21 protein-coding genes and 1 pseudogene are annotated in these 25,875 nt (G+C 44.9%); 14 read left to right on the top strand and 8 right to left on the bottom strand.

What is annotated here, in order from left to right; all coding sequences use genetic code 11:
- Positions 1-178: 178 nt before the first annotated feature.
- The 5 genes from rbsB to OCV24_RS20040 form a co-directional block, all read right to left on the bottom strand.
- Positions 179-1,057: a ribose ABC transporter substrate-binding protein RbsB gene (gene rbsB / locus OCV24_RS20060; protein WP_009844904.1), complete on the bottom strand. Its 879-nt coding sequence runs from the start codon at positions 1,055-1,057 to the stop codon at positions 179-181.
- Between the two features lie 159 nt (positions 1,058-1,216).
- Positions 1,217-2,209, bottom strand: a complete 993-nt coding sequence (gene rbsC / locus OCV24_RS20055) for a ribose ABC transporter permease (protein WP_046224736.1) — start codon at positions 2,207-2,209, stop codon at positions 1,217-1,219.
- Positions 2,206-3,711 (bottom strand): ribose ABC transporter ATP-binding protein RbsA, encoded by a 1,506-nt coding sequence (gene rbsA / locus OCV24_RS20050; RefSeq protein ID WP_046224737.1) that lies wholly within the window; start codon positions 3,709-3,711, stop codon positions 2,206-2,208. The genes rbsC and rbsA overlap by 4 nt, the downstream gene beginning before the upstream one ends.
- Positions 3,712-3,810: 99 nt before the next feature.
- Entirely contained in the window at positions 3,811-4,230 is a 420-nt protein-coding gene (gene rbsD / locus OCV24_RS20045; protein ID WP_146450286.1) for a D-ribose pyranase, read from the bottom strand.
- 214 nt (positions 4,231-4,444) lie between these two features.
- Complete coding sequence (locus OCV24_RS20040) at positions 4,445-5,488, bottom strand: endonuclease/exonuclease/phosphatase family protein (RefSeq protein ID WP_102506185.1); 1,044 nt, start codon at positions 5,486-5,488, stop codon at positions 4,445-4,447.
- Positions 5,489-5,680: 192 nt separating this feature from the next.
- Between OCV24_RS20040 and bla the strand changes: the two genes are divergently transcribed.
- From bla to OCV24_RS20010, 6 genes are all read left to right on the top strand, one after another.
- The gene (gene bla, locus OCV24_RS20035; protein ID WP_150879210.1) at positions 5,681-6,544 is read left to right on the top strand and encodes a class A beta-lactamase; all 864 of its coding nucleotides are present in this window, start codon (positions 5,681-5,683) and stop codon (positions 6,542-6,544) included.
- Between the two features lie 234 nt (positions 6,545-6,778).
- Positions 6,779-8,674 (top strand): extracellular solute-binding protein, encoded by a 1,896-nt coding sequence (locus OCV24_RS20030; protein WP_017058464.1) that lies wholly within the window; start codon positions 6,779-6,781, stop codon positions 8,672-8,674.
- Between the two features lie 12 nt (positions 8,675-8,686).
- Positions 8,687-9,775 (top strand): microcin C ABC transporter permease YejB, encoded by a 1,089-nt coding sequence (locus tag OCV24_RS20025; protein WP_017058463.1) that lies wholly within the window; start codon positions 8,687-8,689, stop codon positions 9,773-9,775.
- A gap of 31 nt (positions 9,776-9,806) precedes the next feature.
- Entirely contained in the window at positions 9,807-10,829 is a 1,023-nt protein-coding gene (locus OCV24_RS20020; protein ID WP_150879211.1) for an ABC transporter permease, read from the top strand.
- 9 nt (positions 10,830-10,838) lie between these two features.
- Complete coding sequence (gene yejF / locus OCV24_RS20015) at positions 10,839-12,461, top strand: microcin C ABC transporter ATP-binding protein YejF (protein WP_150879212.1); 1,623 nt, start codon at positions 10,839-10,841, stop codon at positions 12,459-12,461.
- 117 nt (positions 12,462-12,578) lie between these two features.
- Positions 12,579-13,127: an RNA-binding S4 domain-containing protein gene (locus OCV24_RS20010; protein ID WP_136998133.1), complete on the top strand. Its 549-nt coding sequence runs from the start codon at positions 12,579-12,581 to the stop codon at positions 13,125-13,127.
- A gap of 231 nt (positions 13,128-13,358) precedes the next feature.
- Here OCV24_RS20010 and OCV24_RS20005 read toward each other — a convergent pair whose 3' ends face one another.
- Positions 13,359-14,249 carry a LysR family transcriptional regulator gene (locus tag OCV24_RS20005; protein ID WP_150879213.1) on the bottom strand — a complete coding sequence of 297 codons (891 nt, stop codon included), beginning with the start codon at positions 14,247-14,249 and terminating at the stop codon, positions 13,359-13,361.
- 157 nt (positions 14,250-14,406) lie between these two features.
- Between OCV24_RS20005 and OCV24_RS20000 the strand changes: the two genes are divergently transcribed.
- From OCV24_RS20000 to OCV24_RS19970, 7 genes and pseudogenes are all read left to right on the top strand, one after another.
- Positions 14,407-14,805, top strand: coding sequence for a RidA family protein (locus OCV24_RS20000; protein ID WP_004741170.1), 399 nt, complete (start codon positions 14,407-14,409; stop codon positions 14,803-14,805).
- A gap of 198 nt (positions 14,806-15,003) precedes the next feature.
- On the top strand, positions 15,004-16,464 hold the full coding sequence (locus OCV24_RS19995) for an aldehyde dehydrogenase family protein (protein ID WP_208806555.1): 1,461 nt from the start codon (positions 15,004-15,006) through the stop codon (positions 16,462-16,464).
- Between the two features lie 168 nt (positions 16,465-16,632).
- Positions 16,633-17,628 carry a membrane dipeptidase gene (locus tag OCV24_RS19990; protein ID WP_046224746.1) on the top strand — a complete coding sequence of 332 codons (996 nt, stop codon included), beginning with the start codon at positions 16,633-16,635 and terminating at the stop codon, positions 17,626-17,628.
- A 229-nt stretch (positions 17,629-17,857) separates the two neighbouring features.
- The gene (locus OCV24_RS19985) at positions 17,858-19,465 is read left to right on the top strand and encodes a BCCT family transporter (protein ID WP_102506193.1); all 1,608 of its coding nucleotides are present in this window, start codon (positions 17,858-17,860) and stop codon (positions 19,463-19,465) included.
- 233 nt (positions 19,466-19,698) lie between these two features.
- Positions 19,699-21,503 (top strand): annotated as a pseudogene (locus OCV24_RS19980) (hypothetical protein).
- Complete coding sequence (locus tag OCV24_RS19975; RefSeq protein ID WP_048660319.1) at positions 21,500-22,237, top strand: DUF3726 domain-containing protein; 738 nt, start codon at positions 21,500-21,502, stop codon at positions 22,235-22,237. The pseudogene OCV24_RS19980 and the gene OCV24_RS19975 overlap by 4 nt, the downstream one beginning before the upstream one ends.
- A 382-nt stretch (positions 22,238-22,619) precedes the next feature.
- Positions 22,620-23,912 (top strand): alpha/beta fold hydrolase, encoded by a 1,293-nt coding sequence (locus OCV24_RS19970; RefSeq protein ID WP_123962016.1) that lies wholly within the window; start codon positions 22,620-22,622, stop codon positions 23,910-23,912.
- Positions 23,913-24,036: 124 nt separating this feature from the next.
- Here OCV24_RS19970 and OCV24_RS19965 read toward each other — a convergent pair whose 3' ends face one another.
- Both OCV24_RS19965 and OCV24_RS19960 read right to left on the bottom strand, forming a co-directional pair.
- Positions 24,037-24,219 (bottom strand): hypothetical protein, encoded by a 183-nt coding sequence (locus OCV24_RS19965; RefSeq protein WP_137033811.1) that lies wholly within the window; start codon positions 24,217-24,219, stop codon positions 24,037-24,039.
- Positions 24,220-24,513: 294 nt separating this feature from the next.
- On the bottom strand, positions 24,514-24,738 hold the full coding sequence (locus tag OCV24_RS19960) for a PAS factor family protein (RefSeq protein WP_017058451.1): 225 nt from the start codon (positions 24,736-24,738) through the stop codon (positions 24,514-24,516).
- A gap of 273 nt (positions 24,739-25,011) precedes the next feature.
- Here OCV24_RS19960 and OCV24_RS19955 point away from each other — a divergent pair, with 273 nt between their 5' ends.
- Positions 25,012-25,812, top strand: a complete 801-nt coding sequence (locus OCV24_RS19955) for a PhzF family phenazine biosynthesis protein (RefSeq protein ID WP_150879216.1) — start codon at positions 25,012-25,014, stop codon at positions 25,810-25,812.
- The last annotated feature ends 63 nt before the right edge of the window (positions 25,813-25,875 follow it).

Here is a 25,875-nt window from a genome sequence, read left to right as displayed (position 1 = left end):
ATCGTATTTGAAAATGCATAGGTCTTTCTCATGGTGTTCATTGCTAGCCTTGTTAGCGGCTTATGAGAAACAGCGATGCACTATCGGGTTTTGCTTTTGTCTTGAGCCAGTGCGCTAATGAGTTAAGCAAAGCAGGGGATAGGGGACCCCTGCTTTATATCGTGTTATCTAGTAACGATTACTTAGCGATGATTTTTAGAGGTACTGGTACGTACTCGTCTACTGTCTCGCCTTTCAGTACTTTGTCTGCCATTTCAACACCTAAAGAACCGATTAGATCAGGCTGTTGTGCAACCGTTGCGCCAAGTAGGCCACGGTTAACAGCAGCGATGCCGTCTTCAGTGCCATCAAAGCCAACGATCATTACGTCTTTACCTGAAGCTTGAACTGCGCGAAGTGCACCTAGTGCCATTTCATCGTTTTGAGCGAATACTGCTTGTACGTCTGGGTTAGCTGCAAGCAAGTTTTCCATTACGTTCAGGCCTTTAGTACGGTCGAAATCAGCAGGTTGGCTTGCTAGAAGCTCTAGGTCGCTGCCGTTTACTGCGTTCATGAAGCCTTCACCACGTTCACGAGCAGCAGAAGTACCAGCAATACCTTCAAGTTGGATTACTTTCGCTTTCTCGCCTACTTTTTCCATGATGAAGTGACCTGCCATTTCGCCGCCGATTACGTTATCAGAAGCAATGTGGCTCACTACGTCACCACGGCTCGCGCCACGGTCTAGCGTTAGTACAGGGATGTTTGAACGGTTAGCAATACGAATAGCGTTAGATACTGCATCTGAATCTGTAGGGTTAATCAGGATTGCCTTAACACCACGAATGGTTAGATCTTCAATGTTCGAAAGCTCTTTGCTTGGGTCGTTTTGAGAATCAAGAACGATAAGCTTGTAGCCTAGCTCTTCAGCTTTCGCTTCTGCGCCATCTTTCATGGTTACAAAGAATGGGTTATTCAATGTAGATAGAACGATTGCCATTGTATCTTGCGCCTGTGCAGACACAGATACCGTTGTAGAAAGAAGAGCAGCAGAAATAAGAGTCGCTAATTTTTTCATGGTGTAAGTCCTTTATGTAGGGTGAGCTAGGAGGTGAGGCCTAGCTCGTTGTTACATTATTTATAGATTTAATGTTTATAGGTTTATTACTGATAGATCTTTTATAACGATGCTTTTTTGTAAATAAAGCAGGGTGTTGCATTGACTCAAACTAGAGTCTTATTTGTTTTTGTTGTCGACCAATACTGCCAGAAGGATAACCACTGCTTTTGCAATCATCTGGTAGTAAGAAGATACGTCTAACAGGTTTAGGGCGTTGTTAAGGAAACCGATAATCAATGCACCAATCAATGTGCCCATGATGCGGCCACGACCGCCGGCTAAGCTTGTGCCGCCAAGAACTACGGCTGCGATGGCGTCTAATTCATAACCCATACCTGCGGTTGGTTGAGCTGATGACAGTCGAGATGCCACGATGATGCCTGCCACTGCTGCTAACAGACCACAGATTGCGTAAACGCCGATTTTTACTTTATCTACGTCGATGCCTGATAGGCGAGTGGCTGATTCGTTGCCACCCAGTGCGTAAACGTAACGACCAAAGCGTGTGTGGTTAAGTAGGTACCACACTGCTGCGAATACCACGACCATGATCCATACTGGAACTGGGATACCCATTGCGTAGCCTGTACCGAACCAAGCGAATGCGTCCGCTGTGTCAGTGAAGCCCGTTGAAATAGGGCGACCATCTGTGTAAACCATGGTTACGCCGCGCAATAGAGTCATGGTGACTAGTGTTGCGATGAAGGCTTGAACCTTACCCTTGGCGATAATCACACCACTGATAGCACCTAATGCAGCACCTGCGACTAGAGCGGTTGGCACTGCGATCATCACTGGGATTTCCATACCAATCATGCTGGCTGCGAATGCACCACAAAGTGCCAGTACCGAACCAACACTCAAGTCGATACCTGCGGTTAAGATAACCAGCGTCATACCCACTGCGATAATGGCGTTGATAGAGGTTTGGCGCAGAATGTTTAGGATGTTGTCGACAGTAAAGAAATTCGGATTTAGAAAAGAAACGACAACAATCAGGAAGATCAAAGCAATTAATGACTTTTGATCAATCAGCCACTCTTTACTGATTAACGGTTTCTTCTTTGGCGCTTCAGTTTCAGTTGTTTTGCTTATGGTTTTAGTACTCATGCTGCGTCCTCGTTGAGCTTTTTACCGACCGCACACGCCAGTAATAATTCTTGGTTTGCTTCTTTAGCATCAAATTCACCGCTTACACGGCCTTCATGCATCACCATGATGCGGTCACTCATTCCTAATACTTCTGGCATTTCAGATGAGACTAAGATGATGCTCATGCCGTCGGCTTTAAATTTATTAATGAGTTGGTAAATCTCTTTCTTAGCACCGACATCGACACCACGAGTTGGTTCATCGAGAATCAATACTTTTGGTTTAGTCATCAACCCTTTAGCGATAGCCACTTTCTGTTGGTTGCCACCAGAAAGGTTACCAATAATTTGCTCGCGAGTTGGTGTTTTGATGTTGAATAGCTTGATGAAATCATCAACCGCCATCACTTCGTCTTGGTGTTGAATTTGACCACTCTTAGTCAGTAGATCCAGTGAACATAGCGACATGTTCTCTTTCACTGAAAGCCCAAGCACTAAACCATCGCCTTTACGGTCTTCAGAGATGTAAGCAATACCATTGGTAAGACCATCTTTTGGACTCACAGGATTAATGGTTTTGTTTTCCAGGTTGATGACGCCGCGTTCACTTGGAAGGGCACCGTAAATCACTTTCATCAGTTCGGTACGACCCGCACCCATTAGACCAGATACACCCAGGATTTCACCGCGTTTTAGCGTAAAGCTCACGTCGTGAACACCAGAACCCGTCAGGCCAATCACTTCAAGACAGGTTTCACCGTGGCTCTGGCGGATACGTGGATATTGCTCGTCTAGCTTACGGCCAACCATCATTTCGATTAGGCCATCTTCGTCGGTGTCATTTACTTCACACTGACCAATGAACTTACCGTCACGAAGCACTGTGATGTCATCACAAATCTCGAAGATCTCTTTCAAACGGTGAGAGATATAAACAATGCCACAGCCTTCATCGCGCAGTTCGTTAATCACCTTAAACAGAGACTCAGTTTCAGTATCGGTTAGCGCATCAGTCGGCTCATCCATAATGATGACCTTAGATTCAAACGATAGGGCTTTCGCGATCTCTACCATTTGCTGCTCACCAAGACTTAGCTGGCCTAAAGGTGTTTTTGAGCTGTGTTTTACGTTAAGGCGTTTAAGTAACTTGTCCGCTTCTTGGTACATCTCGTTCCACAAGATGCGACCCATGGTGCCCGTGATTTCACGACCTAAGAAGATGTTCTCGGCAATGGTCAACTCAGGAATTAGATTCAGTTCTTGGTGAATGATGCTAATGCCTGCTTGTTGAGAATCACGCGGCCCTTTAAATGCGGCAGGTTTTCCTTGGTAGGCGATAGTGCCGCCATCCAAGTGATAGATACCCGTCAACACTTTCATGAGTGTTGATTTACCCGCACCGTTTTCACCCATTAACGCCATTACGCGTCCTGGGTAAACGTTGAGGCTTGCCTTATCCAGTGCTTTAACACCAGGGAAGGCTTTCTCAATTGAGCTAAGTTCTAAAATGGCTTGAGTCATGTCGGTTCCTTTACTCGGGGCCAGTTGTATTTGATTGTTCTGTCTATGTATTCTTTTGGTTCAGTGATGACACTGAGCTGTTGTTGCGTTTTGCTTGAGCTAAAAGGTTACGCCAGCTTGGAAAATAACATTTGCGTATGGTGTGCATTCACCAGTGCGAATCACCGCGCGGCTTTCATGCGTTCGCTGTTTAAATTCTTCATGAGTGATATAAGTAATCGAAAGCGATTTGCCACAACGTGCTTCTTCTGTCTTGATTAAATCAATCAGCGCTGCGTGGTGCTCTGGGCTTACTTTCGCAAACTCTTCTGCAATCACAACGCCTTCGATTTGAGATTCATCCAGCATGGTCTTTACCGTTTGATGAAAGCTTGGGACACCGTGAGTCAAAGCAAGATCAATGCGAGTTATATGATCTGGAATCGGTAAGCCCGCGTCACAAATCGTGATTTCATCTGTGTGGCCAAGAGTCGCCACTAAATAAGAGAGTTCAGAGTTTATTAGAGTACTTTTTTTCATATCACGACCTATCGAAAAATAACGTTTAATGGGTTGAGAACAACTCAAGAAAAGCCATCGAAACGTTTCGATATTGATAATAATGTGTGATTTATCATTTGCACGTTTGATTGTTTTAGAGTGTGATAACGATCATCGAAACGTTTCGATGGTGCGTGTTTTGGTGATCGTAATCACTATTTATTTGCAGGGTGAATGTGTTGATTTACTTATTTTACGCTTCTCGTGTATGAGCTGTTACAGCAACGATGGCATGGTCCGTACTGAATTGGTCATGCTCGAAGCTTGGATTAATTAGGTGATGGTCTAACACTGTATAGCTAGAGATCTCCATCAAACTCGAGGAGTTCTGACAGTCAAACTCGTTTGACATCAAAATGTAGTCCAGCACAGAACCAGAAGCGCCGTAGTAATGGGTCGGCTTACGCTGTGCAAGCAAGTCTTCTTCATGTAGCTGATGGTAAAGATCCCAGCTGTCTTTTAAGCGAAAGTGGGACAGCCAATGCTTGCTGTTTTCGTCTCGGTTGATTGAGTAACTCAACAGTCCTTTAAACTCGTCGTTGAATAGAGGCTTATTAAAGTCACCCATCAACACGACAGGTTGATCGGTCTGGTAGCGTTGATGGGTGATGTATTGATGCAGCATCTGAGCTTCTAGACCGCGTTGGGCACTGGATAACCAAGAGCCAAGTTGTTCTTGGTGTAAGCGAGTGAGCGTGTCACTTTGTGGTTTTTTACCTTGCTGAGCGTTGTCTACATTGACCGATTCTGCTTTTGGTTCTGTCGGTCGTTGTGATTTGAAGTGCACCACATAACAGTCGGTTGAACCTAAATGGGGTAACGTAATCGTTGTGTGAACAGGCGTTCTGTTGAATGAGAATTTGTCGCCAAGGTTGAATGCTGTCAGTAACGTCGAATCTGGTCTAACAGGCTGTACGTTTTCAATCGGGTAACGGGAAGCAATACCAACGACAGGTGAGGTATATAGGTAATCATCTTCAACGTGTGCGCTATCGACTACTGCAAAGTAAGGGTAGCCAAGTTCATTCATTAACTGCTCTAAAGACTGCGGGCTAAATATCTCTTGAAAGCCAATCACATCACAATCTAATGAACGAATCGTTTCAGCCATCCAGTGCTGTTTCTTCTTCCATTCATCGAAGCTGTAGATGTTCTCAAAATCATAGTAAGCATTCGGTGGTTCGAGGTAGTTCAAAAGATTGAACGTTGCGAATGTTATGTGGTTTGGTTTGTTCAAGGTTGAATCCTATTGAAATCACTCCTTTAAGGATATCTAAAATACGAAGATATTGTTCGGGTTTAGCCACTTATTTTCATTGGCTCTAGATTAGAGAGTCGTTTTCTGCTTAGATTCTCTCCACTCGACGCTTTTAAGGCGTCGCATTTATTTTTATCTGCGATCAATCGATAGTTTTGTAATGGTTAAAGAATGAAAAAATATACTTCCCTTACTCTTATGTCATTGAGTGCTCTCTTCTCTACATCGTCATTGAGTCATTCCCTTGAGGCTTATTCTATTGCGAAAATCGAATCTCGTATCTCGGCGCGCATTGGTGTCGCAGTTTACGATTCCGCGACGGAGCAAATATGGAATTATAAGGGCGACGAACGCTTTCCAATGATGAGTACCTTTAAAACTTTAACGTGTGCGAATCTTCTCTATGACCATGAAAGTGAAGGATTAGATTTAGAGTCAAAAGTTGGGATAGAACCTGATGAGCTTATTGCTTGGTCTCCGATTACTAAATCATTTGTCGGTAAAGAGATCTCACTCAGAAGCGCATGTGCCGCAACCATGGAAATGAGCGACAACACGGCCGCTAATATAGTGTTACGCAGCACAGGTGGGCCTAACGGGTTAACTGAGTTTTTGCGTTTCATGGGAGACAGAAAAACGCGTCTTGACCATATCGAACCCTATTTGAATCATGCTCGTCCGGGCGATGAGCGTGACACCACGACACCAAACACTATGGTAAAAACGTTAAACGAATTGGTGTATGGCAACGTGCTATCAGAAGAATCTAAAGCTCAGCTAAAGACTTGGATGATGGATAATAAAGTCTCCGATGGGATGATCCGTTCGATTCTGCCTGATGGTTGGAGGATTGCCGATAGGTCAGGGGCGGGTGCTTATGGTTCACGTGCTATTACCGCAATTGTGTGGAGTGAAACTCATGCTCCTTTGATCATCAGTATCTCTCTGACGGAAACCGAATTAACCATTCCAGAGCGTGACACTGTGATCAATGAAATTGGTGAACTTGTTTTTGATGAGTACGGCGTTCAATAGTTAATACCAACAACACTTCGCGCTAGTCACTGATACAGCTTCGGTTCTAGCGCGTTTTATTTCTTTAGACCGGACCAAGTAATTTATAAATAAACGGTAATAGATGGAGTGCTGATGGTTTTATTAGTTATTACATGATGTTAGATTTGAACCTATACTTGCTTTAACGGTGTGCATTTAAAGCCGGTCAATCAAGTTGGATATAGAATTTATAACATTTGAAGGGAGAATCAAATGGGAACAAATTTTCGAAGTAAAGCCTCGCAACGCACTCAGTTTTTCAGGTTTAAATTGAAGTCATGTGCAATCATGTTGCCGCTTATTGCTTTACAACCCTCCGTTACTTACGCTTCTGAAACTCAATCACCTCCTGCTGCCACCGTTATTGAAACCACACAACTGGTTGGTTTTGGTGAAGCAAAATATCCAGCCGATTTCACTCACTTCGATTACGTTAATCCTGATGCGCCAAAGCAGGGCAAAGTGACCTATGGCAGCATAGGTACGTACGATAGCTTTAATCGATTCGGTTCCCGCGGCGTTGCTGCAAGTTATACCGGAGAGATTTACGATACCTTGATGTTTTCTCCGAGTGACGAGATTGATGCGTACTATCCATTGATTGCTTCAAAGGTTCGCTACGCCAGTGATTTCACTTGGATGGAAATCGACATCAACCCAAATGCTAAATTCCAAGACGGCGAGCCTATCACCGCGCATGATGTTGCCTTCACTTTTGACAAGTTCTCAACCGAGGGCGTGCCTCAGTATCGTGTTTATTACAAAGAGATTAAGTCAGTAAAAGCGGTCTCTGATTTGGTTGTTCGCATTGAAATGAACAGCCCAAACCGCGAAAAACTGTTTAGCTTCGCGCAAAGCACTCGTGTATTGCCGAAACATTTCTGGAAAGACAGAAAACTGTCTGAGCCGCTAAGTGAGCCACCAGTCGGTAGTGGCCCTTATAAGATCATCAGCTACAAATCGGGCCAAAGTGTTACCTATGGTCTAGATGAAAATTACTGGGCAGCAGACCTACCAGTTAACGTTGGCCGTAATAACTTCAAGCAGGTGCAATACGATTACTACCGTGACGACACGGTAATGTTGGAAGCCTTCAAAGCAGGGGAGTTCGATCTTCGAACCGAGAACTCGGCTAAGTTTTGGGCCAACTCTTACACGGGTGCAAATTTCGATAAAGGCTACATCATTAAAGAAGAGATAAACCACGAGAAGCCTGAAACGACTCAAGGTTTTGTCTTCAATATTCAATCTCCTGTGTTCTCAGATCCTAAGGTGCGTGAAGCGTTAACGTACGCGATGGACTTTGAGTGGATGAACAAGAACATGTTTTATGGTCAGTACAAACGTACTCGTAGTTACTTCCAAAACACGGACTATGAAGCGAAAGGCTTACCAAGCGAAGACGAAGTTGAATTACTGTCGCAGTATAAAGATCAAATCCCACCACGAGTGTTTACTGAAGAATTCCAGCCGCCAGTAACCGATGGTAGCGGTCGTATCCGTAGCCAAATGCGTACCGCTTTCAAGCTATTGAAAGAAGCAGGTTGGGTACTGAAAGACAAAGTAATGACTAACGCAAAGAGTGGTAAGCCAATGTCTTTTGAGTTATTGATTTACAGCCCGACCACGGAGCGAATTGCAACACCAGTTCAAAAGAATCTCAAGCGCATGGGTATCGAGATGAAGATCCGCACCATAGATACCACTCAGTATATCAAGCGCTTGCGCGATCGTGACTTCGACATGGTGTCTTCATCGTTTTCTGCAAACCCTTACCCTAGCCCAAACTTAATGATCGTTTGGAACTCTAACTACATTGATTCTACTTACAATACTGCAGGTGTGATGGATCCGGTGGTTGACGCGTTAACAGAAAAAATTGCGCGTAACCAACAGCATCCTGAAAAACTTCTTACACTAGGTCGCTCACTTGACCGTGTATTACAGTGGAATTTCTACAACATCCCGCAATGGCACGTTGGTGAGTACCGCGTAGCAATGTGGGATAAGTTTGAGCGTCCAGATGTATTGCCTAAATACGATTTAGGTATTGATACATGGTGGATTTCAGAAGAGAAGGCGGCTTTGCTTCCTGAAAAACGTCGCTAGGAGTTAGTTAGCATGGCCGCGTATATATTTCGGCGTTTACTGTTGGTGATCCCCACGCTGTGGGCGATCATCACCATCAACTTTTTCATTATCCAGATTGCGCCCGGAGGTCCGGTAGAGCAAGCTGTTGCTCAATTAGAAGGGCATAACTCCGGCATCATGGAGCGCTTTTCTGGTGGTGGACAAGAAGTTGATTTAAGCGAAAGTGACCAAGCGTCTGCCAGTGGCTATAAAGGTTCTCGTGGGCTTGATCCGGAAGTGGTTGAAGAAATCAAAAAGCAGTTTGGTTTTGATAAGCCGATTCATGTTCGCTACTTTGAAATGTTGAAAAATTACGCGACCTTTAACTTCGGTGAAAGCTTGTTTAAGGGCGGCAACGTTATTGATTTGATCATCGAGCGACTGCCTGTTTCCATCTCCTTAGGGTTATGGAGTACCTTAATCATTTATGTGATTTCGATACCTTTAGGCATCATGAAGGCGATACATCACGGTTCTCGGTTTGATATTTGGTCGAGTGCGGTGGTGATTGTCGGCTATGCTGTTCCGGGCTTCTTGTTTGCGATTATCCTGATTATTTTGTTCGCGAGTGGTAACTACTTCAGTTGGTTCCCATTGCGTGGACTCGTGTCGAGTAACTTCGACCAGCTCAATTGGTATCAGCAAATTGGCGACTACTTCTGGCACTTGGCGTTGCCTATTTTTGCAATGGTCATTGGCGGCTTTGCCACGCTCAGCATGCTGACCAAAAACTCTTTCCTTGATGAAATCAACAAGCAATATGTGGTGACAGCGCGAGCAAAAGGTTTGGACGAGAGCAGTATTCTCTACAAGCACGTGTTCCGTAACGCTATGTTGATCATTATTGCGGGTTTCCCTAGCGCATTTATTAGTATTTTCTTCACGGGTTCTATGTTGATTGAAGTGATGTTTTCACTTGAAGGTATCGGTCTGCTTGGCTTTGAGTCGACCATTCAGCGAGATTACCCAGTGGTGTTCAGCTCTCTCTATATCATGACCTTGCTCGGCTTGGTACTGAGCATTATCTCCGACCTGACGTATACCTGGGTTGATCCTCGAATTGATTTTGAAGCACGTTAATGGCGAATGAATAAAAAGGTATTGATAATAAATGTTTAACAACCCTTTAGCTGAAGCTCGTTGGTTGCGTTTTAAAGCAAACAAGCGTGGTTTTATCTCCCTTTGGATATTTACCATTCTGTTTGGACTGAGTCTGTTCGCAGAGATCATCGCCAACGACAAGCCACTCTTGGTTTCTTATGATAATCAGTGGTTTGTGCCTGTCATTAATGAATATGCCGAGACCGAATTTGGTGGCGAGTTTGAAACCGAAGCGGATTACAAAGACCCGTATGTTATTGAGCTCATTGAAGACAACGGTTACATCGTGTGGCCAATCATTCCTTTTAGCTACGATACGATAAACTTCGATATTTCAGGCGCGGTGCCATCGGAGCCAGATTCAGTGAACTGGCTAGGAACCGATGATAAAGGGCGCGATGTGCTAGCTCGCATCATTTATGGGTTCCGTATTTCCGTTCTATTTGGTTTTATTCTGACGCTCGTATCGAGCGTGGTCGGCGTCGTAGTCGGGGCGACACAAGGTTATTACGGTGGTTGGGTCGACTTGTTTGGGCAACGATTCATTGAAGTCTGGTCTGGCATGCCGACTCTGTTCTTGCTGATCATTCTATCGAGCTTTATTGAGCCTAATTTCTGGTGGTTGCTCGGGATTATGGTGTTGTTCAGTTGGATGAGTTTGGTTGGGATTGTTCGAGCTGAATTCTTACGTTGCCGAAACTTTGATTACGTAAGAGCCGCGCAGGCCATGGGCGTGGGTGACAAACGCATTATGCTTCGTCACATGCTACCCAATGCGATGGTGGCGTCGTTAACCATGATGCCGTTTATCCTCTCAGGCTCGGTCACCACATTAACGTCGTTAGATTTCTTAGGCTTTGGTCTTCCTGCGGGCTCGCCTTCGTTAGGTGAGCTATTGGCGCAAGGTAAAGCTAACTTGCAAGCGCCTTGGCTTGGTATTTCTGCTTTCGTCGTGCTTTCACTGATGCTGACGTTACTGGTCTTCGTTGGTGAAGCTGTACGTGATGCCTTCGACCCACATCAACAGAAGTAAGGATAGGTTATGACTTCAAATACAACGCCTGCTTCTCCAGTTTTGACCATCGACAAATTGTCGGTCGGTTTCGGGCGAAAAGATTCGATAGAACAAGTGACGCAAGATGTCTCTTTAGAAATATACAAAGGTGAGACATTGGCGCTGGTGGGCGAGAGTGGCTCCGGTAAATCGGTTACAGCTAACTCGATTTTAAAACTGCTGCCTAAAGGCTCATCGCACTACTTAAACGGTAAGATTAATTTCTCAGGTACCGATATCCTGAGTTGCTCTGAAAGGCTATTGCGCGGGATTCGTGGTGGTCGCATCGGCATGATCTTCCAAGAGCCTATGGTGTCGTTGAACCCACTTCATCGAGTCGGTAAGCAGCTGGTTGAAACTCTTTCTATTCACCGAGGAATGCGAACCAATAAAGCGCAAGCCTTGGCGATAGAGTGGCTTTCAAAGGTGGGTATTCGTTACCCAGAGCAGAAGATATCCGCGTATCCGCACGAGCTGTCAGGTGGAGAGCGTCAGCGTGTGATGATTGCGATGGCACTGATCAACGAACCAGAACTGCTTATCGCTGATGAGCCGACAACGGCTTTGGATGTATCAGTACAAGCGCAGATTCTCGACCTGTTAAAAGATCTGCAACAAGAGCTGGGTATGGCGATGCTTTTTATCACTCATGACTTAAGCATCGTTCGTAAGATTGCCGACAGAGTAGCGGTAATGAAAGATGGTCGCTTGGTTGAAAGCAATGACTGCCAAACACTCTTTAATGCACCAGCTCACCCTTATACGCAAAAGCTTATCAACTCTGACCCGAAAGGCTTGCCCGTTCCAGTTTCTCCGGAAAGTGAACCTCTGCTCGATGTTAATCAACTTCGTGTTTGGTTCCCGATTACGGGCGGTTTATTTAAGCGAACCATTTCTCATGTCAAAGCCGTAACAGACATGGAGTTCACTTTGAAGAAAGGGCACTCAATTGGCTTAGTTGGAGAGAGTGGTTCGGGTAAGTCGACCACAGGTATGGCGATATTAAAGCTGGTGGAGAGTGAAGGTTCGATCACTTATGAAAGCGAGCAGCTTCAAGGGCTAAACCGCCAGCGGATGCTACCATTTCGAAGCCGTATGCAAGTCGTCTTTCAAGACCCATTCTCTGCGTTGAACCCAAGAATGTCGGTCGCTCAGGTGATTGGTGAAGGTTTGTTAGTGCATCAACAATTGGATGAGAATGAACTCGACCAACGCATCTGTGACGTAATGAAAGAAGTCGACCTCGATCCAGAAACTCGTCACCGCTATCCCAACGAATTTTCTGGCGGACAAAGGCAGCGTATCGCCATTGCACGAGCTCTTATTCTTAAGCCAGAGTTTATCTTGCTCGATGAACCAACATCGTCATTAGACAGAACCGTCCAAGCTCAAGTACTGGATTTACTGAAGTCACTTCAAGAAAAGTACGGCCTGACCTATTTGTTTATCAGCCATGATTTGAATGTTGTGAAATCCTTGTGTCACTACACTATTGTGATGAAAGCTGGTGAGGTAATAGAGAAGGGCGACACTGAGACTTTGTTCGGAAATCCGCAACATGAATACACCAAGCAGCTTGTGAGTCTTTCAAATGTTGGTGGGACGTTATAACGGAGGTGACAGCATTAAAACAAATAATGACCTGATCAATTCAACATGGTCATTTCGTTGTTTTAAGATTACACTGCGCCCAATATTTCAGAAGTACATATTTAGGTAGAGGTCACCATGGACCAAGAACATTACGAAGACGCTGATTACGAAGGTTACGATCACGGTGAAGAAGGCGAAGAGATTGAAATCGAAGCCATTGGTATCGATGTTTCTTCTCAGCCAATCGAGCTCTACAAAGCGTTTAAGATCGCTAACCTAGTAAGCGGTGGCGGTGAGGCTAAACACATCATTTCTGAAGGCTACGTAGCGGTAAATGGTGAGCTAGAAACGCGTAAGCGTCGTAAAATGTACGATGGCGACTTCTTTGAATTCAATCAAGAATACTATGTAGTGGTGTGTGATCAGCCAGTACAAGAAGAATCAGAAAAACCGAAAAAAAAAGAAGCGCCGCAACAAAACAACAAGACGAAGAAAGGTCAGTCTAAAAAGGGTTCAAGCAAGAAAGAATCGCAGCGGAGCACTGCAGATACGCTAAGTGCTAAAGCTGAACCTAAGAAAGAGAAAAAAGAGAAGAAGAAAGAAAACAGACCGAAAAAGAAAGCGGACACGCCAAAGCCACAACGTGATGATAAAAGCGGACGCAATTCGATTGAATTCTTCTAAGTTATAGTTCTAAACTGCTACTCTTTTTAAACCTAAGTAAGGTTTGACCTAGGTTTTACTTAAGCAGATATCAAAAGGCTCGCTATTTAGTGAGCTTTTTTTGATCCACTAAACTTAACCTATGGCCTGGGGTTAAGGCTTGCTTGAAAAAAGCTATGTGTATGTCTAGCACCAACGAGCCGTTGAACTACGTGAAAGTTTCTAATTCTGACCAATCATGTATTTAATGAGTTACGCTTTGTTGTCTCCATAGCTGAGGTATTGAATACACAGATCGTGAAAGGCCTGAGCTTGCGGTGAGATCGTACGGTCGGCTAATCTAAAAATACCGATTTGACGCTGTAATGGCGGGTCAATCAACGGAATCCACACCAAGCGGGTCTCATTGGTAGGAAAGGCCAGTTTAGGTAACGTGGTTACGCCTATCCCAAGTTCTAATACAGAAAACAGCGAAGTGATGTTCTCCACGGAATAGAGCGCTTGTTCACTGAGCATTCGTGCGGGTGTTGGGTCAAGTAGGGTACACGTCCCGTTGCGAATGAACGGTTGTTTTAACAAAGTTTGCCATTCTATTCCCTCGGACTGAGAGGCGATAGGGTTGTCTCTGAGGCAGACCACACCAATAGGATCGGAGAGCAATGGCGTGAAATCGATGCTCTCTTCTTCTAAATGGGAGATATTTCCGAGGGCAACATCCACTTCCCCAGAGAGTAATCTTGCTTCCACACCAGCCGCATTGTCATCAATCAAGCTTACCTCAACATTCGGGTACTGCTCACAAAAAGCTCCTAAAACACTAGGGATTAATTTTGCCGCTACCGATGGCACGCTCGCTATTCGCACTCTTCCTTGTTGTCCTGCGGCGGCGGCACGTAAGTCATTGTCTAACGCATTGTAAATATTAAGAAACTGAATGACTTTTGGAAGGCATATTTCCCCGAAAGGAGTCAGTGTGGATTTGTTGCCTGTTTCAAACAGTGGTTGGCCGAGTATTTTTTCTAGCTCTTTTATTGATGTAGAAAGTGCCGCTTGCGATCGATTTGCTCGGTGAGATGCTGCTCGAAATCCGCCTTCTTCGACCACTAAAACAAAATGTTTTAACTGTTGTAGCTTAATACTCATGGCACTGATCCTTCTCTAGCCCTTGCTATACCTTACTTTTTGATAGGTGATAGGTTTTATTTATCAAATGCACAAAATTTACCGTTAGATTTATCATTCGTCAAGGTGCAGTATTTAACCATCTTGAAACATAGTTGTTACAAAGTTGGATGGAATCGTGAACGCACAAACTAAAAAACACCCAGTAAAAACCGCTCTTTTTGCTTCAAAAGCACCACTAGAGTGGGCGATCGTAAATAACGGTACTCTATACACCGCGCAGATTCCAATTGATGAAACGGGCGCAGTCGTAGAGGGCGGTATTGAAGCGCAAACGCGACAGACTTTTAACAACCTTGTTCATACGTTGGAGTGTGCAGGCGAATCTATGGATTCCGTGCTGCAAGTTCTGATTTACGTGACAGACCGTGAATACCTAAAAACGGTAAACAGCGTATACGGAGAATACTTCAATGCACCTTATCCAAACCGTGCTGCGGTCGTCGTTGCAGGGTTAGCAAGAGAAGAGATGCTGGTCGAGTTCGTGGTTTATGCATCGGCGTCTCAACCTGAATAACTCGACTGTGAACTAAGGCTATTTGCGGTTCAATACTCTTTGAATTAAAGCGGTTTATTGATACAAGCGAACAGGTTCACTTTAGATACGAAATATACGACTTATTTTAGCAATTAATTACCTGAATATTAACAGTTTATTAATTAACCAGATGGTTGCCAGGCTCAACCGCGACCAAACCGTTACAAGGACAGAATGATGACTCAATTACAGAATGTTCAAGCAGAAAACGCACTTTACATTGGCGGCGAATGGCAAGCGGGTGTAAGCACCGTTATGAACATTAACCCATCAGATATTTCTGAAAACATCGGTAACTTTGCACAAGCAAGTGCTGAACAAGTTCAACAAGCGATTTCAGCGGCAAAGCACGCTCAACCAGAGTGGGAAAAAACGCCAATTGAACGTAAGCAAGCAGTACTTCAAGCGATTGGTGATGAGCTGATTGCACGTTGTGACGAGCTGGGTACGTTGCTTTCTCGTGAAGAAGGTAAGCCTTTTGCTGAAGGTCGTGGCGAAATTTACCGTGCAGGTCAGTTCTTCCAATACTTCGCGGCTGAAGTGCTTCGTCAGATTGGTGATAACGCAGAATCAGTTCGCCCAGGCGTTTCTGTTGAAGTGACTCGTGAAGCCGTTGGTGTTATTGGCATCATCTCTCCTTGGAACTTCCCGACAGCAACAGCGGCTTGGAAAATCGCTCCTGCGCTTGCTTTCGGTAACAGCGTTATCTGGAAACCAGCAAACCTAACACCAGCAAGTGCGGTTGCGCTTACTGAAATCATCCACCGTCAAGGTATCCCTACGGGTACGTTCAACCTTGTTCTGGGTAGCGGTTCAACAGTGGGTGATGCACTGATCAACTCTAAAGAAGTGAACGGTGTGAGCTTTACCGGTTCGGTTGATACGGGTCGTAAGGTTGCCGCTGCTACAGCGCCAAACTTCGTTCGTTGCCAACTAGAAATGGGCAGTAAGAACGCACTTGTGGTTGCAGACGATGCTGATATCCAAACAGCGGTTGATGCAACGATTGCAGGTTCGTTCTCTGGCGCAGGTCAAAAATGTACCGCGTCTTCTCGCCTTGTGGTTATGGATGGCATTCACGACCAATACGTTGAAGCACTAATCAAACGCATGAGCGAACTTAAAGTGGGTCACGCGCTAGAAGACGGCGTATTCATGGGCCCTGTTGTTGACGGCAACCAACTTGAAGCGAACCTGGGTTGGGTTGAGAAAGCACGTCAAAGCGGCGGTGAGCTGGCATTCGGTGGCGAACGCTTGAGCATGAAACACGAAGGTTTCTACATGTCTCCAACGCTGTTCTTGAACACGAAGAACGATTGGGAAGTGAACCAAGAAGAAGTGTTCGCACCAATGGCAAGCGTGATTCGTGTGGCTGACTTAGAAGAAGCGATTGCGACGACCAACGATACTCGCTTTGGTCTAACAGGCGGCATCATTACTCAGAGCCTACGTACTAGCGCAATGTTCAAGCAACAAGCGCAAACAGGTTGTGTGATGGTGAACCTACCAACAGCAGGCACTGATTACCACGTACCGTTTGGTGGCCGTAAAGAGTCTAGCTTCGGTCCTCGTGAGCAAGGTCAATACGCGAAAGAGTTCTACACAGTAGTGAAGACGGCTTACCAGCGTCCTTACTAGTCAGCTCTCTATTGATAAGAATTGGCCTGATTCATAGAGTCAGGCCAACACCCAAACCCAACACAGCAAATGAAATTAGAGACGTGATTTAACCCATTTTTGAAAACATGTTATTTGAGCGTGTTTTCAAAACCGAGCTAGAACACTGAGCTTTCAATAGGAGTGGTTATGTACCAGCAACGGATTGTTATAGATGGATTGCAATACTGCAATTGGAACAGAGAATACTTCCAAACACTAAAGGCGAGCGGCATTACAGCAGTTCACGCTACCGCGGTTTACCACGAGACAGCTCGTGAAACCTTATCTCGCTTTGCAGAGTGGAACTTAAGATTCGAGCAGAATGCAGACATTATCATGCCGATTCATTCAATGGCTGATGTTGAAACTGCAAAAGCGACCGGCAAAGTCGGTATTTTCCTTGGTGCTCAAAACTGTTCTCCAATCGACGATGAGATTGGTCTTATCGAAGTGATGCGTAAGCAAGGTCTTTTGATCATGCAACTGACGTACAACAACCAGAGCTTATTGGCGACGGGTTGCTACGAGAAGAACGATACGGGTATTACTCGATTTGGTAAGCAAGCCATCGAAGAGATGAACCGAGTGGGCATGATCATCGATATGTCTCACAGTGCCGAACGCTCAACACTTGAAGCAATTGACCTGTCTTCTCGTCCTATTTGTATCAGCCATGCGAATCCGACGTTCGCTCATGATGCGCTACGAAACAAATCAAACGATGTGATTAAAGCCCTAACCGCACGCGGTGGTTTAATCGGATTCAGCTTATACCCATTCCACCTACCAAACGGCAGCCAATGTACGTTGGAAGACTTCTGCCAGATGGTCGCGACTACCGCTGACATGGTCGGCGTAGAACACCTAGGTATTGGTAGTGACCTATGCTTAAACCAACCTCAAGCTGTTCTTGAATGGATGAGAAATGGTCGTTGGTCTAAAGCAATGGACTACGGTGAAGGCTCTGCAAACAACTCAGGTTGGCCAGATGCGTTGCCTTGGTTCTGCGGTAGTGCGGGTATGGAAAATATATATAACGGATTGATGCGTCATGGTTTCAGCGAGTCTGAAGCTGGGCAAGTCTTGGGAGAAAACTGGTTTAACTTCTTGAAAGATAGCCTAGAGCCGCAAAGCAAGGCTTAAGCGTTTCTCGCTAGTCATCATCTAAAAGGCAGCCTTCTAACAAACGTTCAATGAGCAAGTGCTGCTTAACCAATTTCACTATTCAAAAGGAACAACGGTCTATTTCGCAACGCGGTAACCCAAACATGGATTAGCCTGCCCAACACAAAAAACAATAGGGCAGGTGTTAAATACACCCTTGTAGTCATCATTCAAATGACAGCTGCAAAGAAACCTCTGGAGTCAGAGTATGTCTGATTTAACCAATAGCGTGAAATCTTCAAGCTTAAATGCGGGTCAAGCACACACAGCAAGTAATACAAACAGCAACACAAACCAGTCTGAATCTACGTCAGACAAATTAGGGCTAACCAACCCAGCACTTTGGTACAGCGGCGGTTTTATCGCTCTGTTCGTGGCACTTGCTTTGTTTGATGAGGAGCTGTTATCAAGCCTAGTAAATACGGGCTTTGCATGGTCTGTAAAAGTGTTCGGTCCTTACTGGCAAATGCTTCTTCTTCTGACTTTTCTTATTGGTCTTGGCCTGGCGGCAGGGCGAACAGGCAAGGTTATCCTAGGTGGCATCGCTAAACCTGAAATGGACGGCTTCCGTTGGATGGCGATCATCTTCTGTACGCTACTTGCTGGTGGCGGTGTATTTTGGGCTGCAGCAGAGCCGATTGCACATTACGTTAGCCCACCACCATTGTATGGCGCGCAAGAAAATGCACAGCAAGGCGCGGTGAATGCGTTATCACAATCGTTTATGCACTGGGGATTCTTAGCATGGGCCATTGTGGGTAGTTTGACCTCGATTGTGGTTATGCACCTTCACTACGACAAAGGCTTGCCGCTTAAACCTCGTATTCTGCTTTACCCTGTATTAGGCGAAAGAGCACTGCAAGGCCATACAGGCGCATTGATTGATGCATGTTGTATTGTCGCAGTAGCGGCGGGCACCATTGGTCCTATCGGGTTCTTGGGCTTGCAAGTGAGCTACGCACTGAACGAATTGTTTGGTATTCCAGACGGTTTTACGACCCAACTGATCATCATCTTGTTTGCGATCGTTCTGTACACATTGTCGGCATTAAGTGGTCTTAACCGCGGAATGCAAATGCTAAGCCGTTACAACGTAATTTTGGCGATGGCATTGATGGTCTATATCCTGATTTTTGGTCCAACAAACTTCATCTTCAATGGCTATATTCAAGGTGTAGGCAGCATGATTGACAACTTCATTCCAATGGCAACTTACCGTGGTGACGAAGGTTGGTTGAGCTGGTGGACCGTGTTCTTCTGGGGTTGGTTCTTAGGTTACGGCCCAATGATGGCAATCTTTATTGCTCGTATTTCTCGCGGTCGTAGTATTCGCCAATTGGTATCAACCATTAGTCTTATCGCACCGTTTGTTACTTGCTTTTGGTTCACGATTGTTGGCGGCTCTGGTCTTGCGTTCGAAATTGCAGATCCAGGCAGTGTAAGTAAAGCGTTTGAAGGCTTTAACTTACCAGGCGCGCTACTGGCGGTCACTCAGCAACTACCAATGCCAATGCTTATCTCAATTCTGTTCTTGATCTTAACCACGATCTTCATCGTAACGACCGGTGACTCAATGACTTACACCATCAGTGTAGTTATCAGTGGTGAGACAGAACCGAATGCAATTATTCGTACCTTCTGGGGTGTGATGATGGGGGTAACAGCGTTAATTCTTATTTCCCTAGGCTCTGGCGGTATTTCAGCGCTGCAATCCTTCATTGTTATCACTGCGGTACCGGTGTCCTTTATCTTATTACCATCGCTTTGGAATGCGCCTCAAATCGCAATCAAGATGGCGAAAGAACAAGGTTTATAAAAGAGAAGACGCTGTAAGAAATTGATGAAATAAGAACAAATCAGCCTTTGAAAGAAGGCTGACACAAGATTCCGAAAGGAAGAGGAAAACCGTACTGGTGAAGATACATCGGACGGCATTATTTAGGTGAAGAGACTTAGTGAGAACAAATAATAATGGGCGAGTTCGCTTGCTTCAATAACTATCAAAAACGTGGAAGCTAACCAGCATACTGTTAATAACAAGTGCTTTAAATGACGGCAACGTCCTGTTCTGAATGGCTAGCAAGTCCCTTATAACTACAAAGGTGGTGAGCAAAATGGATGCACATCGTTCTACCTACACTGAATCAGTATTACGTGACGCAACCGTCGTCATGGCACCGGAAAGGCTGGGCGCTATGCACCAAACACGTATCAGCTTCGTAAGAACTTTGATTCGTAAAATGGCGCAACAGCAATGGAAAGTGACTAAGCATGAGTGGCAATTAGACGCTCAAGGTTTTGGCCACGTTATCTATAAGCTAGCGACGCCAAATCATGTTTATCATTTGGTTGTTTTTTGTGATGAAATTGCAGACGACGAACGAAATGACCGTGTAATTGCTGAAAAGTGGGACGTAACGTTTGCGCTTGTTCTTGGTGATGTTGATGTCGCCCTACTTGAAAGACTTCGTGCGAATGTACCGCTTCAAGAAGCTGGTCGTAACTCTAATAATGTGCTTGTTTTAGCGCGTGCAAACAAAAGTGTGCGTGTATTTGAACATATTGTTAGTCATTTGGCTAAAGGTGTCCAGCCAACGCCGAAAGAGCTGGCTGAAGTGGGCTATATTCTGCGAACGACTGCGGTATATGGTAATGGAAAATTTGGTATTGCTGATTTTAGAATATTGGAAAACAATCCAGATTTTAACCAGTCGTTCAGTGCACAAATGTGTGCAGTTTATATGCTGCGAGAATTCAGCCTAGATTGGGTTCATTACCTAGCTGAGCAGCAAGGCGGCGGACAAGCAATTGCCTTGCATAGAGGGTTACAACGTTACCTTGGTGTTGGCAATGCGACAGGTTTAGGCATGGCGCCATACCTTATTAACCACCCAAGGATTGTCGATCAATGGATGACAACCCGTGAACAAGCATTGGCTGCGGTATTGGCGAGTCAGACTGATACGGCGTTGATCGAGCCACTACGTACCTTAGTTAAAAAAGCGATTTGTCATTTAGAGCAAGTCGTTACTATCAATGAAACACAGCAAGAGCTGAACAAAGCTGCTGTTGATGATTTGAAGCACACAGATCAATCATTAGAAGCTTCTGTCAGCCTGTGCGATACATGGGCACAGTTAGTCGAACAATCTAAGCACATGAGTATGGAAGCCCAAGAAATCCTTATCTCATGCTTGATGGAATTGTACCCAGAATTAGTGGACGCCCATCAAGAGCAAATGAACTGTAGCGAAACATTGTCGCTTCCTAGTGGTAAAAAGATCCAAGACCTATTGGTTGTGTTAGAAGAAAAGTACCGTTGGGCGATCACCACCGACTTCACGAAAGCAGAGAACAACTACTGGTTCTGGTATCGCTCTCAAGACAAAGAAGAGCCAAGACTCGGTGTTCGAGGTGAAGAGCTGGGTGAAGAGCGTGAATTGCCGTTAGATATCGGCCGCCAAGCTTACCGTTTGTACCATGCTTTATTGCAATTCGCGCCAGAGCTTTCATTGGCTGAGTTCCTGGTTAAGCAGCCGCAGCATCGTGCTATTGCACGTCGTGTATGGACGCTAGGCAACAAAGCGATGGGCGACATTCAAATGAATGTTCTGCACCAAGATTCGCCACCAATGCACTTACTGCGTTGCAAGCTTGCGATGTTTGGTGCGACTAAGTTTGATCCTCGCTCAGACCGTTGGGTACGAGTGACGTTTTTCCAAGGTGCGCCATTGCTTGATGAAATTCATCAGGACGAATGGGTGTTCCCAGTATTACCAAGTGAAGCGGAGCTCGCTGATTCACAAAAAGCTACTACACATATTAATGCTCAACATGGAGGTAAATCGTTATGATCGTTTCTCACAATGAACTGGTAGCGGCCGTCAATAAAGCCTTTCTGGGTATGCGCCGTACATGTGGTGAAGCCGATGTGATAGCGAACATGGTGGCAGATTTACAAATGGTGGGGTTGGATGGTGTTCGTCATTTTAACAATGCGAGCAACTTCATTGGGTTAGAAGACGATTGCCCAGTGGACATTCAAGTGCTTAGTGATAACACGGTTGAAGTTGACCTGCACAAGGCAAGTTTAGCGTGCCACCTACCTGTGGTGATGGATTACGCGATTGAAAAAATGGTCGGCAAGAAGACGCTGAAAATTGAGTTAAACAACTGTCATAACCGCTGGCTAGCGTACAGCGAGCTTGTGAAACTGGCGGCGAAGGGCATCGCGTGTACTGCACGTTGGGATAATGGCTCCAACCCTAAGAGCACTTTGTATGTGCTTAACCGTGGTTGCGTTGCACCAGAATTGTTTTTATCAGATTTGCCTCTGGCATCGGACGATCATATCCACAATATGACCATCGAGCTTTCCGTCCAGGATTTCGATATCGAACGTTTGTCAGATGGCTACCAAACACACATTGAATCGGAAGCGCTTTTTAAAACTCAAGAGAAGGCGTGGAACGAGGGCATTGAAGTTGACGATGGAGAGTGGGGCGCGTTGAAAGAAACGGCCACGGCTATCCTTGTTGAAAACAGCCAACGTTCAATTCAAGGTGCAGGTGAGCTAGAAGCTTCTTAGCTTTATTTTATAGAGCTTTAGTTTATAGATATTTAGCTTATAGAAACTGGGCCTATAAATCCTGAGCTTATTGAATTTATAAACCTCATTTACAACAGATAAAACCAAAGAGCTTAACGTATCCTCACCTCGTTAAGCTCTTTTTATTTGTGTTCTACTTTTGTTCTTCCTCTCAATAGGTCACACCTTAAACTCTCTGTTTTGACACAAGTTGTCACGCGTTGAAGGTTAATTGAACGATTAGATGAAGTACCTTCACAATCATGTTAAACAAACGGTTTCTTTTACAAGCCACTATGCGTATCTTGCTAACTAAAGGTGCCAACGGGCGCCGTTTTTATTCGTACCGATGACATTAGAATCAGATAAAAAGGAATGAAGCGTGCAAGCTAACTTTATTGATGGAACCACCCTGTATCGTCAGCACTCTTTTGAGTTGCCACTCGATTACCAAGCAAAAGATGGACAACAGATCCAAGTCTTCGCACGTGAGCTGGTTGATCTCGCTAAGGATGCGCAAGAACTGCCGTGGTTGATCTACTTTCAAGGTGGACCGGGCTTCCCGTCGCCACGAGTAAGCGGTCAATCGGGTTGGCTAAAGCGTGCATTGCAAAACTACCGTGTGCTGCTTCTTGACCAACGTGGTACAGGCAACAGCACGGTGATCAGCCACGAAACATTGGCGCACCTGTCTCCAGAGCAGCAAGCTGAATACCTATCGCATTTCAGAGCAGACAACATCGTGCGCGACGCGGAAGCGATTCGTGAGCAGTTCGGTGTTAAACAATGGTCGACGATTGGCCAGAGCTTTGGTGGTTTCTGTACACTTAGCTACTTGTCGTTGTTCCCACAAAGCTTACAGCGTTGTTATGTCACGGGCGGTATTCCGTCTATCGAGCGCGAAGCTGATGATGTGTATCGAGCAACCTACAAGCGTGTAGAAGACAAAAACAGAGCCTTCTTTGCTCAGTTCCCACAAGCGCAAGCTATGTGTTGTGAGATCTCTGATTACCTGCTTAACAACGACGTGAGACTGCCAAACGGTCAGGTGTTTACGGTTGAACAGTTCCAATTGATTGGTATTAACCTTGGTGGCGGTGAAGCAAACCTCCCTATGTACTTCACACTAGAGAGTGCGTTTGTTGAAGTGAACGGTAACAAGCAGCTGAGCTACAGCTTCCTAAATCAAATGCAGCAAGAGCAGGGCTACCTAACAAACCCTATTTACGCGATTCTGCATGAATCGATTTACTGCCAAGGCACAGCGTCTAACTGGTCGGCACATCGCGTGCGTGAGCAGTATTCGCATTTCAACTATCAATCGGGCAGTGAGTTCTGGTTTACTGGCGAAATGGTTTATCCATGGATGTTCGACCAACTAGAAACACTGAAGCCACTGCGTGAAGCGGCGAACATGCTGGCTGAAAAATCGGACTGGGGCACTTTGTACAACGCAGCGCAGCTGAGCAAGAATACGGTTCCGATGGCGTGTGCGGTTTACGCAGATGACATGTACGTAGAGCTGGATTACAGCCGCGAAACACTGGCGAATATTCCAAATTCGAAAGCGTGGATTACTAATGAATATGAACACAATGGTTTGCGAGTAGACGGCGAAAGAATTGTCGATAAGTTAATGACAATGGTTGATTCGTTAGAGAACCTGCCAAAGTAATCAAGTTACTTACTCGAAAAGCTATCTCCGATAGAAACAAGAAAACGCTGCATCCGTGCAGCGTTTTTTTTATGTCATCGAACTATTCGATTTAAGGAACTAGGAGGGGTAGCCCTTGAAGCCATTAAGGTTGGATGACGATATCTTGATTTTCATTAGTCGATAAGCTGGCGCGGTTCTGTTCGATGAGCTGCGCCGCATAAGAGGGAGTCACAGCTTGAATTTCGCCTTTTGAACGAATCGTTAGTGCTTCCCACGCATGATCACGATATTTGCCTGTCTGTGTATATTCAATAAGTACTCTCATGATTCTTCCATCCGATGTGTGGTTAACGTGCTACTAACATTAGTCATTTAGACATGGTTACGCACCTGTTAAATATGAAACATAAGATTAACCAAATGTATCGGGCGATAACCTTGATAAATTTGTTATATACATTTGTAACAAGTAATTGTGGGAGGTCGGTACGGTGTGGAGAGGTCAAGGTTATTGTAAGTTTTGCTTAGGGTGAAAGATAGAATATGTTTTTATATAAAAAACGCTGCATATAAGCAGCGTCTTTAACGATGGTATCAAACGATCCGTATAACGGAGTGTTTACTTTTTCAGACCAAGGCTTTTACTTGCAGAAATAGCGGCACTTTCTAGGTCGGTAATACGCCCTGCACTGGCTGGACCTAGGACATTTGAATACAAGGCTAACTGTTTCTCAAATGATAAATCCAATTGGTTATAGAGATTTTGGCGAATTTGAGCGTGCTGTTGCGGCTCAGCGTTCGATAACCCTTCCAATGTATCGTAGATGAGAGCTGTTGTATCCATAGATGGTCCTTAGTAAACCTTTACAAAATAAGGAGGATTATGCACTCAGTCTCATCTTTGTTCTGCGATATCGATCTCATTATGTGTGAATTGACTGTATTATGTAATCAGTTAGTTAAAACGTTTGGTGACTGAAATGCCGAAACTGGTGTAATTAGGCTCTCTATAATCAACAAGACGTGGACAATAGTTTTTGTTAGCTACTTGTAGCAGAGAGTATTTGTGCTTATTGTGTTAAACAATATTTAACCTATGCCCTCACTAGGAGTCATTGTGGAGTTAGAGATACATCAGGTTGATTCGTTCACAGCCCAAGCTTTTAAAGGAAACCCTGCAGGGGTTTGTATTTCACAGGTGTCCTTGGATGAGTCATTAATGTTTTCAATCGCAGAAGAGATGGCGGTGTCAGAAACGGCTTTTCTGGCACTTAACACCATGACGCTTAGATGGTTCACGCCTGAAGTTGAAGTGAAACTATGCGGACACGGTACTTTGGCTACAGTCCACGTATTGAAAGAACAACGATTTGTGAAAACAGGTGACCGAGTCGTGTTTAATACTTTGTCTGGAGAGTTAGCTGCCACCGTTTGTGAGTCTTCTATCGAGCTTGATTTCCCTAGTACTGATTTATCATCGAGTTCTGATCCCGACGGAGCGTTGCTTGAACATTTGGGCTTAGTACGGAATCAAGTTGTATCATTCAGGGAGTTTGATTCAAAGCAGTTAATAGAAGTCGTCGATGAGCATGTACTATTGAATTTGTCACCTAACTTTGATGCCTTGAAAGGCATTAAGGGGCGAGGAGTTGTTGTGACGGCATTATCGTCAAACCCTGATCTCGACTTTGTTTCTCGTTACTTTGCTCCATGGGTGGGTGTTAATGAAGACCCTGTAACCGGATCGGCACATTGCGCTCTGACTCAATACTGGTCAGAGAAGTTGAATAAACGCAGTTTTGACGCTTATCAAGCATCGTATCGTGGTGGTTATATTTCTACGAAGTTACAAACGAACGGACGGATTAAGCTGATTGGTACTGCAACCACCGTGATCAGTGGAATGTTGAGGTTGTAGGTTCTAAGCAAGTTATCTTATGAGCTTGCATTTTCTAACTTGCTCTTATTTTCAATGTCTGTT

Origin of the sequence: Vibrio kanaloae, assembly GCF_024347535.1 — a bacterium.
GTDB classification, from domain to species: Bacteria; Pseudomonadota; Gammaproteobacteria; order Enterobacterales; family Vibrionaceae; genus Vibrio; species Vibrio kanaloae.
Note: the sequence above shows the minus strand (reverse complement) of the source record. Positions and strands in the feature narration are given on the sequence as shown.